12 protein-coding genes and 2 pseudogenes are annotated in these 14011 nt (G+C 61.5%); 9 read left to right on the top strand and 5 right to left on the bottom strand.

Features of this window, described 5'->3' with window-relative positions:
- Nucleotides 1-111: 111 nt before the first annotated feature.
- Nucleotides 112-498, bottom strand: coding sequence for a hypothetical protein (locus NKI95_RS32115; RefSeq protein ID WP_352721842.1), 387 nt, complete (start codon nt 496-498; stop codon nt 112-114).
- Nucleotides 499-591: 93 nt separating this feature from the next.
- Between NKI95_RS32115 and NKI95_RS32110 the strand changes: the two are divergent.
- Nucleotides 592-972: pseudogene (locus NKI95_RS32110) on the top strand (IS5/IS1182 family transposase); the annotation flags it as partial.
- Nucleotides 973-1067: 95 nt separating this feature from the next.
- On the opposite strand, the gene NKI95_RS32105 reads toward NKI95_RS32110, so the two are convergent.
- Nucleotides 1068-1985 carry a LysR family transcriptional regulator gene (locus NKI95_RS32105; RefSeq protein WP_352721841.1) on the bottom strand — a complete coding sequence of 306 codons (918 nt, stop codon included), beginning with the start codon at nt 1983-1985 and terminating at the stop codon, nt 1068-1070.
- A 97-nt stretch (nt 1986-2082) separates the two neighbouring features.
- On the opposite strand from NKI95_RS32105, the gene NKI95_RS32100 reads away from it, so the two are divergent.
- Both NKI95_RS32100 and NKI95_RS32095 read left to right on the top strand, forming a co-directional pair.
- Entirely contained in the window at nt 2083-2874 is a 792-nt protein-coding gene (locus tag NKI95_RS32100) for an SDR family NAD(P)-dependent oxidoreductase (RefSeq protein WP_352721840.1), read from the top strand.
- Between the two features lie 12 nt (nt 2875-2886).
- A pseudogene (locus NKI95_RS32095) lies at nt 2887-3182 on the top strand (putative quinol monooxygenase).
- Between the two features lie 168 nt (nt 3183-3350).
- Here the strand turns inward: NKI95_RS32095 and NKI95_RS32090 are convergent.
- A complete protein-coding gene (locus NKI95_RS32090) occupies nt 3351-4013 on the bottom strand; it encodes a TetR/AcrR family transcriptional regulator (RefSeq protein ID WP_352721838.1) in 663 nt (220 codons plus the stop codon).
- A gap of 69 nt (nt 4014-4082) precedes the next feature.
- A complete protein-coding gene (locus NKI95_RS32085) occupies nt 4083-4850 on the bottom strand; it encodes an enoyl-CoA hydratase/isomerase family protein (RefSeq protein ID WP_352721836.1) in 768 nt (255 codons plus the stop codon).
- A gap of 319 nt (nt 4851-5169) precedes the next feature.
- On the opposite strand from NKI95_RS32085, the gene NKI95_RS32080 reads away from it, so the two are divergent.
- From NKI95_RS32080 to NKI95_RS32055, 6 genes are all read left to right on the top strand, one after another.
- Nucleotides 5170-6258, top strand: a complete 1089-nt coding sequence (locus NKI95_RS32080; RefSeq protein WP_352721835.1) for a sugar ABC transporter substrate-binding protein — start codon at nt 5170-5172, stop codon at nt 6256-6258.
- A gap of 130 nt (nt 6259-6388) precedes the next feature.
- Nucleotides 6389-7366 carry an ABC transporter permease gene (locus tag NKI95_RS32075; RefSeq protein ID WP_352721834.1) on the top strand — a complete coding sequence of 326 codons (978 nt, stop codon included), beginning with the start codon at nt 6389-6391 and terminating at the stop codon, nt 7364-7366.
- On the top strand, nt 7363-8877 hold the full coding sequence (locus tag NKI95_RS32070; protein ID WP_352721832.1) for a sugar ABC transporter ATP-binding protein: 1515 nt from the start codon (nt 7363-7365) through the stop codon (nt 8875-8877). Before NKI95_RS32075 ends, NKI95_RS32070 begins: the two co-directional genes overlap by 4 nt.
- Before the next feature lie 34 nt (nt 8878-8911).
- Nucleotides 8912-9829, top strand: a complete 918-nt coding sequence (locus NKI95_RS32065) for an ABC transporter permease (protein ID WP_352721831.1) — start codon at nt 8912-8914, stop codon at nt 9827-9829.
- A gap of 52 nt (nt 9830-9881) precedes the next feature.
- Nucleotides 9882-11384 carry an aldehyde dehydrogenase family protein gene (locus tag NKI95_RS32060; protein WP_352721830.1) on the top strand — a complete coding sequence of 501 codons (1503 nt, stop codon included), beginning with the start codon at nt 9882-9884 and terminating at the stop codon, nt 11382-11384.
- Nucleotides 11384-12979 (top strand): GMC family oxidoreductase, encoded by a 1596-nt coding sequence (locus tag NKI95_RS32055; RefSeq protein ID WP_352721828.1) that lies wholly within the window; start codon nt 11384-11386, stop codon nt 12977-12979. Before NKI95_RS32060 ends, NKI95_RS32055 begins: the two co-directional genes overlap by 1 nt.
- A 53-nt stretch (nt 12980-13032) precedes the next feature.
- On the opposite strand, the gene NKI95_RS32050 is transcribed toward NKI95_RS32055, so the two are convergent.
- The gene (locus NKI95_RS32050) at nt 13033-13851 is read right to left on the bottom strand and encodes an aldo/keto reductase (protein ID WP_352721826.1); all 819 of its coding nucleotides are present in this window, start codon (nt 13849-13851) and stop codon (nt 13033-13035) included.
- Nucleotides 13852-14011 lie beyond the last annotated feature (160 nt).

Below are 14011 nucleotides of genomic sequence, written 5' to 3'. Positions count from 1 at the left end.
TGTTAAAACGACCGCCGTCAATCGCCGCGCCTGCACCGCTGGTGGGCAGGAAAGCCCATTTGGGTGTCAGATAGCGATGGAAGATTTCGTCTGGACCGATGCGGGTGATCCTCACCCGCGCGCCCCATTCTCGAGATCCCGGATAAAGGCCAGAACCGCCTCGACCTGGCCGTCCGCGACGAGCTCGGCTGCGGTACGATGACCATAGTCGGCGATCGGTTCATTGCGGTACCAAAAGATCGCCTTGTTGACGTCGCCGGTGAGTTCCGTCGCCGCCGAGATCACTTTCACCATCTCGCGCATCCGGCCCTGCAGGCGCTCCGACGAGGGATTGCGGAGTGTGTTGCGGTGGACACCGGTCAGCTGGGCCAGGTTGGCCACCTTCACGCCCAGCGCCTGCGACAGGCGCTTCGGCGAGATATAAGGCGTGCGCGGCTCCTGCAGGCTATCGACAAAGCCTGAAATCACCGTGGAATGTGCGAGCTGTGCGTCGGCCATGACAAATCTCCGACCTCTCATATGCACAATATATGCACATTTCGATGCATAGCAAGTGCCCTGCTCCTTCCACCAGACTTGCTTGCCCTGCTTGAACGGCTGGTGCGGATGGCCGGGAAGACGGGTCTCAATTTGCGCCAGAGCTATGTGCGGGTCGGCAAGCTGGCGCTGATCAAGCACCAGCGCTATGCCCACGCCAGGCAGTTCAAGCGGGCCAACAAGGCGCTGTGCAGGCTCAAAACCTATCTCGGCCGGACCATTCGCGATATCGATCGCCAGATTGCCGGCGATGCGAGGCTGGACACGCTCTTCAAATGGCCGCTCTACCAGGCCGCCACAGTTCTCGAGCAACGTCAGCGCCAACGCGGCCGCAAGATCTACAGCCTGCACGCGCACGAGGTGGAATGCATCGGCAAGGGCAAGGCGCACATGCCCTCTGAGTTCGGGGTTAAGGTGTCGGTGGCCACCACGCTGAAGACCAAGGCGTGGTCACGATCGGCGCCGGTGCGTTCTCGATCCAGGCTTTCGCCCTGTCACGACTGAACAACCCGAATATTGACGCGCCGCTCCTATATCCCCTTCAGGAGGGGCGTTTCGTCCAGCACCTCGACCATATATTCAATGAAGGCACGTACGCGGTGTGGCAGCGGTCCGCCGCCGACATAGACGGCATGGACCAGTTCGAGGTCGCCTGGATTGCAGTCTTCGAGTAGTGGCACGAGCCTTCCCTCGGCTATTTCGGCGGCGACATGGAAAAGGCCCAGCCGTGCAACGCCGGCGCCGGCAAGTACCATCTGCTTCATGGTCTCGCCATTGTTCACCACGAGGCTTCCCGTAACTGGTTGGCCGACATCCTTGCCTTCGAAGCGGAAGGGCCAGGATGGCCGGGTGCGGCGAAAGTTGAATGTCAGGCAGTCGTGGCGTTCGAGATCGGCCGGCGTTGCAGGCCTGCCATAACGCGCGATGTAGTGCGGAGCGGCGCAAACGACGCGCCGGCTGTGCCCGAGTTTGCGAGCAATCAAACCGCTGTCCGGCAAATTGCCCAGGCGAATGGCGACATCGGTCTTCTCCGCGACGAGGTCGACGATCCCATCCATGAAGCTGAGGTCGACGACGAGGTCGGGGTTGCGAGCGACGAAGGCCGGCATAACCGGAGCAACGAACATGGTGCCGAAAGGGATCGTGGTGTTAACCCTCAGCCGCCCCCGAACCGCCCCGCCAGACGCTTCCTGATCGGCGTCGTTCAGATCCTGCAAGATCCTCAGCGCGGCATGATGATAGGCCTCGCCTTCCTCGGTTAACGTGATGGCACGCGTCGTGCGCAGCAGAAGGCGTGTGCCGAGGCGCGCTTCCAGCCGGGCGATCAGCTTGCTCACCGCAGACGGTGTAATGTCGAGGTTGCGCGCCGCCGCGGAGAAGCCGCCATCCTGCACCACGCGGGCGAACACCTCCATCTCGCCTGACCGTTCCATCAGAATACGCGCCACTGATGATCTCCATTCACAGGTGCATGTCTTGTAGTGGCAATAGTTCTTCCCGTGCTCAAATCATAAACAGCGTCTAGACACAATCTGGAGGCTCTTCATGGATCTGCAACTGAACGGCAAAACCGCTCTTGTCACCGGCGCCACCGCAGGTATCGGGCTCGAAATCGCCCGCGCACTCGCGCTGGAAGGCGCAATCGTCATCATCACCGGCCGCGACCGGGCGAAGCTCGATGCGGCGATCGCCACCGTCAAGGCGTCAGGCGACAAGGCCGTCAGCGGCGTTCTGGCCGACGCCGCCACCGCCGAAGGCGCCGCCCTGATCTCCAAGGCCGCGCCGGCAGTCGATATCCTCGTCAACAATCTCGGCATCTACGAGAGCAAGCAGTTTGGCGATATCACCGACGCGGACTGGAGCCATCTGTTCGATGTCAACGTGATGAGCGGCGTGCGCCTGTCTCGCGCCTATCTGCCTGGCATGCTGGAGCGGAGCTGGGGCCGGATCATCTTCATCTCCAGCGAATCCGGTCTCGCCGTCCCGGCAGACATGATCCACTACGCGACCACCAAGACGGCGCAGCTCTCGATATCGCGCGGGTTGGCACAACTGACGCGCGGCACCAACGTCACGGTCAACGCGGTGATGCCGGGGCCGACCCGTTCGGACGGCATAGAGACTTTCCTGCGCAGCCAGGCGGGCGACCCGTCCGCACCGATCAAGCAGATCGAGGCCGAATTCTTCGCCACCGCGCGCTCCTCTTCGATCCTGCAGCGCATGGTGGAAGCGGAAGAGGTCGCCAGTCTCGTCGCCTATCTCGCCAGCCCACGCTCATCGGCCACCAACGGCGCCGCGCTGCGCGCCGAGGGCGGCCTCATCAACACCATCGCCTGAGAGAGGTCTTCGATGTCACAGTCACCGCTTACCGTTATTGCCATCACCACCGCCAAACCCGGCAAGGAGGCGGCGCTCGGAGCCGCCCACTGGTCGCAGAGACGCTGCTCGAAGACGGCTGCCTGCGCTACGAACTGCATCAGTCGCTCGATGATGGCCGGATCCGCATCTTCGTCGAGACATGGGAAAGCGAAGCTGAGTGGCGCGCCCATATGGACGGCGCTGCGATGCAGCGCTTCCAGGCGAGAGGCGTCGGTGACTATTTCGCCGCTTTCGCCCTGCATCGCCTGACCAAAGTCGCAGGCTGACGAGGTTATGCTTCTCGATGGCTTGGGCATGGCAAATCACCTCCATAAGGAAGTGAAATCACAAACCCAACATTAGCGAAATCCCTCGCGATTCAGCATGAACGTCCGACGCTCTAGCCAGAGCGCAGGCTCCAACGTAGCCGCGTTTCGCTGCTGTCCGGAAGGTGCCTATTTGCAGACCAGGCGCATGATCGTATCGATGTTGAACTGCAGTCTTGTATCGAGAGATTCTCGCGACATCAGATCACGCTCGTAGATAATGGCACCGGTGAAGCGGTTGGTGAGGTAATAGTAGCCGATAGCCGCGATCGTGATGTTCAATTGAACCGGATCAATGCCCTCACGGAATACGCCCTGTTTCGCGCCACGCTCCAGAATGGTATCGACCATGGCGACAAACCGCCGGCTCATGACCTGGACGACCTTGGACTTCTTGAGGTGGCGCGCCTTGTGCAGGTTCTCGCTGTTGACCATCGTCAGGAACTCAGGATTGTCGAGATAGTATTTCCACGTGAAGCGGACCAGCCGTTCCAGCGCTTCCTTGGGCGCGAGATGATCGAGTTCCAGTTTTTGCTCCGCCGTCCGGATATCTACATAGGCGTCTTCGAGAACGCGTTGGAAGAGGCTCTCTTTGCTTTCGAAATAATGGTAGATCATGCGCTTGTTGGCTTTTGCACGCTCGGCGATGTCGTCGACGCGCGCGCCGCCCAATCCCTTGCGGGCGAATTCCTTCTTCGCCGCGTCGAGGATGCGTCTCTGCGTTGCTTCGGCGTCGCGCACGCGGGGCTTGCGCGTCGCCTCAACGGCCTTGTCGGGATCCACTGTAGTCAAAACATCCGCCTCTCTTTGGAAAGCCTCACGTCTCCGGCTTAGCATATCGATCGTGAAAATCTCCTGATCCTAGGTTTTGATCGCCTTGCGGTTGAGAAAGGCCGCAACCCGTTGCTTGCGTTCCGGCGTATCGAGGATCAGCGCGGCGAGCAGCCGCTCCATCCTAAGCGATTGGCGCATCGGGTGCTCGGAGGCCTCGCGGATCACCTCCCGTGCAAAGCGCACCGCCGGCGCGCTGCGCTCTGCGATCTTCTTGCCGACCGCAATGGCTGTCTCAAAGACCTTGTCGGCTGGACAACTTCGCGCGGCGATGCCAAGCGCGCTTGCCTCCCTTCCTGACAGTGACCGGCCTGTCAATATCAAGTCCGAGGCGATCGCTCGTCCCGCCATCTGGATGAGGCGCTGGGTTCCACCCTGTCCGGCGATAACGCCGATGCCGGTTTCCGGCAGCGCCAGATTTGCGTCTTCGGCGCACACCAGGATGTCGCAGGAGAGCGCAAGTTCGAAGCCACCGCCCACTGCGTGGCCACGCACGGCGGCGATCGTCGGCTTGCGGGCTTCGGCGAAGCGGTCGAACTCTTCAAGCCAGTCAGCCAAGACGGCGTCAATCCCGGTCATCTGCCTGACCTCCGCCAAATCCGCACCGACGGAAAAGTGGGTTTCGGTCCCGGCAAGCACCAGCGCGTGGATCGACGCATCTTGCTCGGCCTCGATCAACTCGGCGACAAGATCGGACGCGAGTTCGCGCGACAAGGGATTGCCGCGACGTGGCTTGCCAGTCATCGTCAAAATCCTGACCGCTCCCTCGGTCTTGATATCCAGATGCTCGCTGCGCAATCGTCTCTCCTCACATGAACGGCTATCCGGCCCGGCCGGAGCCAATGTATAGAAGTAACCGGACGGTTACAAGACAGGATAGTTCAGGGGAGATTTTCGATCCTGCCGTGATGTCACAATCGCGCTCGGCGTATGCGCGCCACGCTATGGCCTGACAGCCATTGAATGTCGCACAGAACTGCACAAACGGGCGCTCAGTGCGCGCAGTCTCACCCCAAAAGCTCCCAGAAAACGCTCTCCGAATTTCCGGCTTGCGCACCAAGAATGACTGCGCTATAAAGTAACTGGTTAGTGCAAAGATTGAGATCGGGAGGATCAAATGTCGAAGTTTGACTGGCAGAAAACAGAGGTAAGCAGGCGCGCTCTGCTGAAAGGCGCGGCCGGATTGGGCGCCGCTGGCGCGCTGGGTTTACCGTTCGCGCAGCAGGCTCGCGCAGGGGAGACGACGTGGACGCTGGCCAATTCCATGCGCTCGCTCGCCAATCCTTATCACGCGGCCTTCGCCAAGGGCGGCGAGGAGTTCGCCAAGTCGATCGGCGCGAAGTATGAGCAGCTTGTCACCGAAGGAAATTCGCAGAAGGGCATGTCCGACATTCGCGCGCTGCTGCAGCGCACCGGCGGCAAGCTGATCTTGAACGTCGATCCCAACGATTCGCCTGACGCGCGCGTCATCGTCGAGGAAGTTCAAAAGGCCGGTGGCTACGTTGTCACCCAATGGAACAAGCCCGACGACCTGCATCCCTGGGACCACAATCCGAACTACGTCGCGCACATGTCGTTCGACGGCGTTCCAGCGGCCAAGACCATCGCCGAAGCGCTGTTCAAGTCTTTCGGCGGTGAGGGCGGTATCGTCGCCATTGGTGGCATCCTGTCCAACGTCCCGGCTATCGAGCGCAAGCTCGGTCTCGACCAGGCGATCGAAGCCTCGGGCGGCAAAGTCAAGCTGCTCGACTTCCAGCCGGCCGACTGGAATGAGCAGAAGGCGTTCGAGATCATGCAGGCCTGGATCACGCGCTTCGGCGACGACATAAAGGGAGTGTTCGCGGCCAATGACGGCATGGGCGTCGGGGCGCTCGAGGCCTTGCGGCAGAACGGTCTTGCAGGCAAGGTGCAGGTCGTCGGCCTGGACGGCATCGAGGCGGCGGTCGCAGCGGTCGAGGCCGGAGAATTCGCGGGAACGGTCGCCTGGGATCCGATGTGGACCGGCGGCATGGGCCTGGCGATCCCCTATGCGGTCGCCACCGGCAAGATCGACATTGCCAAGGAACCCAAGGAACACCGGGAGTTCTATGGCACCGCCGTCATCGTGACCAAGGATACGGTCGCCGACTACCGCGCCAATCCAGGCAAGGTCGACTTCAACGATCTTTGGGGCAAGGCGACCGGCCAGATCCAGTATCGGAGCTGAAGCCTGTCTCAAGCCTGCCGGGCAATGTCGCGGCAGGCTACCTGTTCGCGGCGCCGCGGCATTGCATTGACTCTGATAGACTTGCCTCGGCGTCATTTCCGGGAGGTCGGCTTTTTTGGGAGATTTTGAAGTGGCCTTGGCTGTTCCGGCAAGCAAGGGCGGATTTGCGAAGTGGCGTGCCTGGGCGCCGCTCGCAGTACTTGCCGGCCTGTGTATTCTCATCGGCCTGTTCAACGGCAACTTCCTCACCGTTTCCAATTCGCTTCGGCTGCTGAATACGGCGGCGATCCCGCTGGTGCTTTCCATGGGCGCGACCTTCATCATCCTGATGGGCAGCATAGACCTGTCCGTCGAGGGGGTGATCGCGGTCACGGCCGTCACCGTCAGCCTGCTCGTCGCCAACGACCTGACGGGGTACGACTACGGCCTGTGGGCGGTGCCGATCGCGATCATAGCCGGCGGCCTGCTCGGTCTGCTCAACGGCGTCCTCCACGTGCGCCTCAAGACGCCATCCTTCATGACCACGCTTGGCGTCGGTTTTGCCGGCGTCGGCATCGCCACCGCAATGCTTGGCGGGCAGACTGTGCGCATTTCCGACCAGACTTTCCGCGCTTTGTCGCTCGGCCGGGTCGGCGGCATACCGATGGCCGTCTGGATTGCTCTGGCCACAGTTATCGTCGCCTACATAATTCAGGAGCGCACCCGCATAGGCCGCTGGGTCTATGCCATCGGCACAGACGAGACCACTGCCAGGCAGGCGGGAATCCCGATCGAGCGCACGCGCATCCTGATCTTTACCCTCGCCGGCTTTTTCTATGGCCTCGGCGGCGTGCTCTCGGCAGCGCAGTTCGGGCAGGGCCACGCGTTGATCAGCCAGGGCCGTCTGTTCACCACCGTCACGGCAGTCGTCGTCGGCGGTACATCGCTCTCCGGCGGCGTCGGTTCGGTGCTCAACTCGGTCGTGGGTGTGCTCATCGTCGTGGTGCTCGCCAACGGCATGGTGCTGATGGGGGTTGAACCGTACATCCAGCAGGGCGTGCAGGGCCTGCTGATTATCGTCGCGGTAGCTCTCTCGCTCGACCGCTCGCGTCTGGATGTGGTGAAATGATGCTTCCCGCTCTCGAGATGAAAGGCATCACCAAGTCCTTTCCGGGTGTGAGGGCCCTCGACGATGTTTCCTTCAGTGCCGCCACCGGCGAGGTGGTCGGCCTGATCGGCGAAAACGGTGCCGGCAAGTCGACGCTGCTGAAAATCCTGAACGGGGTCTACAAGCCAGACGCCGGCAGCATCGCCATCGACGGACGTAACGTCGAAATTCGCTCTGCGCGAGATGCCTTTAACAAGGGCATCGCGATGGTGTTCCAGGAACAGTCAGTGATTTCTAGCCTGACTATCGCCGAAAACATCTTTCTCGGCCGCGAGGAAGAGTTTCTTCGATTCGGACTGATTTCCAAGGCACGCATGAACGAGGCGGCGGCGCAGGAACTGGAAAAAGTCCGGCTGAAAATCCATCCCGGCACGCTTGCGGCCGATCTGTCTTTCAGCGACCGCCAGATGGTGGAAATCGCCAAGGCGCTGTCGCTCGACAGCCGCATCAAGCGCGATGTCACCATTCTCCTGGACGAGCCCACATCGGTGCTCGAACAGAAGGAAGTGGCGATGCTTTTCGATATCGTCCGCGAACTCAAACAACGCGCCTCTATCGTGTTCATCTCCCACCGGCTCGATGAGGTCCTGGCGATCTGCGACCGCATCTACGTCATGCGCGACGGACGCGTCGTGCATGAAACGCCGGCTGCCGGGGCGGATGTCCACACGCTGCATCAGCAGATGGTTGGGCGCCAGCTTCAGCACGAATATTACCGTGAGGAGAAGCAGACGAAACCTTCGCATACGATATCGCTGAAGGTGGACAAGCTTAGCAAGGCGGGAGCCTTCCAGGACGTTAGCTTCGACCTGCACGAAGGCGAAGTTCTGGGCATAGCCGGGGTCATCGGCTCTGGCCGAGAGGTGCTGGCGCGCTGCCTTGCCGGTTACGAAAAGGCCGATGGCGGCAACCTCCACATGGGGGGCGAAGCTGTCCGGCTCGCGACGGCGCATGATGCCGTGGGCCGTGGCATCGGCTTTGTTCCCAGTGAGCGGAAGGTGGAAGGTCTCATCACGCCTTTCACAGTCGCCGAAAACATGACGCTTGCCTGCCTGTCGAAGTTCACCTCCGGCGGCATCATCAGCGGCGCGCGGGAGAGCGCGATCGCCAAGGACTGGATCGCCAAGCTCGGCATCAAGACACCTTCGACGAAAACGATGGTCGTCAGCCTGTCGGGCGGCAATCAGCAGAAGGTTGTGCTGGCGAAATGGCGGATCGCGGGCGTCAAGATCCTCATCCTCGACCATCCAACACGGGGCATCGACGTCGGCGCTAAGGAGGACGTGTATTCGCTGGTGCGGGAGATGACCGCACAGGGCCTCGCAGTCATCCTGCTCGGCGACACACTGGACGAGGTGATCGGGCTGTCGAGCCGGATACTGGTGATGAAGGATGGTGCGGTCAATGCTTCCTTCGAAGCACCCGCAGGCGGCAAGCCTCCCCAACTCGAAATCATCCAGTACATGATGTGAGATGATGCAGCGCCCCACGGAACACATCCGCACTATGCTCCCGCCCGCAGTTCTGGTCGGCATGGTGCTTGTCGTCGGCCTCTACGACCCGACCTTCTTCTCGCTGTCAAATTTCGAAACCGTCATCTCTGATACGATGAGCCTGTTCCTTATGGCCACTGGCCTCACGCTCGTGATCATGATGGGTGGCATCGATCTTTCGGTGCAAGCGGTCGCATCGATGGCCAGTTGCATCCTCGCCGTTTATCTGTCGGAACTCGGCTTCCTCGCCATTCCGCTGGCGGTGCTCGGCGGCACAATAGCAGGGTTTGGCAGCGGCTTCGTCTCGATAGCGCTGCGCATCCCGTCCTTCATTGCAACCCTCGCAGCGGGCGGCCTCGTGACCAGCGCGGCCTATTGGTTCTCGGATACGCGCTCTGTAAACATCGCCGAAGATTTGACCGGCCGCTATCTGGGTTGGGCGGTTGGTACGACAGCCGGGGTTTCGAACGACATCTGGGTCGGCGCCGTCTTCCTCATCATCCTTGGCGTCCTGCTCGGGGCGACGCCTTTCGGCCGCTATGTGCGCGCCATCGGCGCCCAGGAGCGCGCGGTGATCGCGTCGGGCATCAACGTCAACCGCGTCAAGATCGCGACCTTCATGTTGTCCGGAACGATGGCGGCCGTGGCGGGCGTCATGATGGCGGCACGCCTTGGTTCGGGCTCGCCCACGCTCGCCAACGAATTTCTGCTACCGGCGATCGCCGCGGTGATCGTTGGCGGCACGGCGAACACCGGCGGCGTCGGCTCCATTTGGCGCACCCTGGTCGGCGCGCTGATCATCCAGGTTGTGCGGATCGGCATGACCTTCATGGGCGTGTCGGTCTTCACCCAGCAGATCATCTTCGGATTCATTCTGGTGGCCGCTGTCGCCGTCACAATGGACAGGAAGAAAATCCTTATCATCAAGTGAGCGAGAGGCGCCCCTGCTGGGCAGCCGGCTCGCAACATTCAGGAGCAGACACATGGACAAAAAAAGCCCGCTTCATGCATTGCCCGCCAGCCCCCGGGATTTCGGTTTTTTCGTCGATGGACGTTGGGTCGAGCCGGGATCGCGAGAGACCATTGTCCGGCTGAGCCCGGCTCATGACGTTCCCGTCACGCGCATCACGCGATGCACGAAAGACGATCTCAACCATGCTGTCACCATCGCGCGCAAGGCTTTCGCTGACCGCCGTTGGTCGGGCCTTGCCGGCGTCGAGCGGGCCGCTGTGCTGCTGAAGGCGGCTACTGGCATCCGCGCCCGGCTCGACGAGCTGGCGTTGCTGGAAACGCTCGAGACGGGCAAGCCAATCTCCCAGTCGCGCGGGGAGGTGGAGGGTGCTGCCGGCATTTACGAGTATGCAGCGGGCGCCGCCCGTGCCTTGCATGGCGACACGTTCAACAATCTCGGCGACAAGATGCTTGGCCTCGTTACGCGCGAGCCGATGGGCGTCGTCGGGTTGATCACGCCGTGGAATTTTCCCTTCTTCATCCTTGCCGAGCGGGTTCCCTTCATTTTGGCGGCCGGCTGCACCATCGTGGCCAAGCCGAGCGAGGTGACGTCCGCGACGACGCTGCTGATGGCCGAAATCCTCGCCAGTGCGGGCCTGCCGGATGGCGTGTTCAACGTCATAACCGGCAGCGGCAGCGACATCGGCCAAGCGATAACCGAGCACGCCGGTATCGACATGGTGTCCTTCACCGGTTCGACTGAAGTCGGGCGTCGGGCGCTGCTGGCCTCGGCCGGCAACTTTAAGAAGCTGGGGCTGGAACTCGGCGGGAAGAACCCGCAGATCGTCTTTGCGGATGCCGATCTCGACGACGCCGCGGACGGTGTGGTGTTCGGCACGTGCTTCAACGCCGGCCAGTGCTGCGTCGGGGGCAGCCGCCTGGTGGTCGAACGGTCGATCGCGGCAGACTTCGAAAAGCTTCTGGCTGAGAAGTTTTCCCGCATCCGGGTCGGCGATCCGCTCGATCCGGAAACCCAGGTCGGCGCGATCATCACCAACGCGCAGAACGATTCGATCCTCGGCCATATCGCCGGCGGCCTCAAGGGAGGGGCGCGGCTTGTCTGCGGCGGCGAAGCGATGAAGAACGGCATGGCCGGCCAGTTCATCCAGCCTACGCTGTTTGCCGATGTCGGGCGCGACATGGCCATTGCGCGCGAGGAAATATTCGGACCAGTTTTGACAATCTTGCCTTTCGATACGTTCGAGGAGGCGGTGGAGATTGCCAACGATACGATCTACGGATTGGCGGCCAGCATCTGGACCAAGAACCTCGACAAGGCGCTGCAGGCGATGCGACTTGTTCAGGCCGGTCGCGTCTGGATCAACACCACGATCTCAGGCGGGCCGGAACTGCCGATCGGCGGGTTCAAGCAATCGGGAAGCGGCCGCGAAACCGGCACCTACGGCGTCGAGGAATACACAGAGGTGAAATCAGTTCACATCACGCTCGGCAAGCGCGATCACTGGGTCTCGTAATGGCGGAAGACAGGTTCGACTACATCATCGTCGGTGGCGGGTCGGCGGGTTGTGTGCTGGCCGCGCGCCTCAGCGAAGACCCGTCCGTGCGCGTGCTCCTGCTGGAAGCGGGTGGCAAGGACACGCATCCTTACATCCACATGCCCGCCGGCTTCGCCAAGATGACAGCCGGGCCACTGACCTGGGGTCTGAAGACTGCGCCGCAGAAACACGCGAACAACCGAGAGATTCTGTATGCGCAGGCCCGCGTGCTCGGCGGCGGCAGTTCGATCAACGCCGAGGTATTCACCCGCGGACATGCGGCAGACTATGACCGCTGGGCCAATGACGAAGGCTGCCCCGGCTGGTCGTCGGCTGAAGTGAAGCCCTATTTCCTGCGCTCCGAAGGCAACGAGATCTTCGCCGGCGAGCACCATGGCACAGAGGGTCCGCTCGGCGTCTCCAACCTTCAGACACCCCAGCCGATTACCCGCGCCTTCGTGCAGTCCTGTCAGCAATTCGGCATCCCGTACAATCCGGATTTCAACGGGCCGGTGCAGGAGGGCACAGGTATCTACCAGATGACGATCCGCAACGCGCGTCGCTGTTCGGCGGCCGTTGCCTATCTAAGGCCAGCGCTCGGCCGAAAGAATCTGATCGTCCAGACAGGCTGCCTGACCAACCGCATCCTGTTTTCGGGCAGCCGCTCAACGGGCGTCGAATATCGCCAGAATGGGCAAGTGCGGACGGCAAGAGCCGCGGAAATCGTGGTGACGGCCGGTGCCATAGGGTCGCCGAAGATCATGATGCTGTCCGGCATTGGTCCCGCGACACATCTGGAGGCGCGTGGCATAGAGGTGGTGCACGATTTGCCGGGTGTCGGCCAGAATCTGAACGACCATTTCGGCGTAGACATCGTCTCCGAGCTCAAGGGCTCAACGAGCCTCGATAAATACGACAAGCTGCACTGGATGCTCTGGGCCGGCCTACAGTACGTGCTGTTCAAAACCGGGCCGGTGACCTCGAATGTCGTGGAAGGTGGGGCGTTCTGGTATTCCGAGAGGTCGGAGCCCATCCCCGATCTGCAATTCCATTTCCTGGCCGGCGCGGGTGTCGAGGCTGGGGTGCCGGCGATCCCGTCCGGGTCCGGCTGCACGCTGAATTCCTATGTGTTGCGCCCAAAAAGCCGCGGGTCGGTGACGCTTCGCAGCGCTGATCCGGCTGACGCGGCGATCGTTGACCCGAATTTCATCGCCGATCCGCATGATTTGAGAGCTGCGGCCGAGGGCGTCAGGATCAGTCGGGAGATCATGAACCAGCCTGCGCTTGCCAGATATATCAAGCGCGAGCATTTTCCCGGCAAGGATGCGAAGACCCAAGCCGATTTCGAGGCCTATGCACGCGCATTCGGGCGGACGTCCTATCACCCGGCCGGCACATGCAAGATGGGCTCGGACGACCTAGCGGTGGTCGATCCGCAACTCCGCGTCCGCGGTCTCGACGGCATCCGTATCTGCGACTCCTCGATTATGCCGAGCCTTGTCGGCTCCAACACCAATGCGGCCACGATCATGATCGGAGAAAAGGCCACCGATCTGATCCGCGGCAATCGATAGCCTCAGGCTCGGCCCTCCACCCCTTCGGAGCCGGGAAGTCAACGTCAAGCGTTTCAATCCCACTCCGGCGCCCATGCGACGGCGGCCTTGCCGACGATGCGGTAGTTGGTGGCGGTCATCGCGTCGATGCGCGCCATGTCGACGCTCGAAAGGGTGAAATTCATTGTGTCGAAGTTAGCCTGGATGTTTGCCGGCTTGGTCGACATGGTGTTGATGGACACGCCCTTCTGTAGGATCCAGCGGAGCACGATTTGCGCTGGGCTCTTGCCGTAGACTTCAGCAAGAACCGTAAAAAGGGGATAGCTGAAGACTTTGCCCCGCGCGACGGAGCAGAAAGAGGAGAGGGGAATCCCCGTTTCCGTCGCCGCAGCCAGCAGCTTGTCCTGATTCAGAAGCGGATGGAACTCGACCTGGTTGGTCGCGAGGGGCGTGTCGATGGTGCGCGCCGCGTCGCGCATCATTTGCGCCGTGTGATTGGACAGTCCGATGTGCCGGGCAAAGCCGATGCTCCGGGCTTTCTCCAGCAATTTAACCGGCCCGGTAAGCGCGCCGCCGATGGGCGGCCAATGCAGCAGCAGCACATCGACATAATCCAGCCGCAGATCCTTCAGACTTTTCTCAACCGAAGGCAGGAACCGGTCCTCGCCGAAATTTTCAGGATGAACCTTGGTCGTCACGCAAAGTTCGTCCCTGGGGACGCCGGTTTCGGCGAGGCCTGCGCCGACATCGGTCTCATTGCCGTACATTTGCGCCGTATCGAAGGAGCGGTAGCCGACATCGACCGCTGTCTTCATCGCGCCGGTGAGTTCGGCGCCCCTGAGCGGAAAGGTGCCAAACGACCGCTGGTAGGTCTTCTGGAAATAGATGCTCAAAGCAACCTCCTCATCCGAGCGGGGCGACGGTCCTGCAGCGCTTTTCGCACCATTTGGTTACTTATTATCCGCATCCAGAACTAATTTCAAGCACGGCGTCGGCGAAATGCCCTGGAGATCGGAGAACAAGATTTGCAATCGGATAGATAGAGGAATTGTT

The sequence above is a fragment of the Mesorhizobium sp. M0306 genome (assembly GCF_040321655.1).
Taxonomy (GTDB): Bacteria; Pseudomonadota; Alphaproteobacteria; order Rhizobiales; family Rhizobiaceae; genus Mesorhizobium.
Note: the sequence above shows the minus strand (reverse complement) of the source record. Positions and strands in the feature narration are given on the sequence as shown.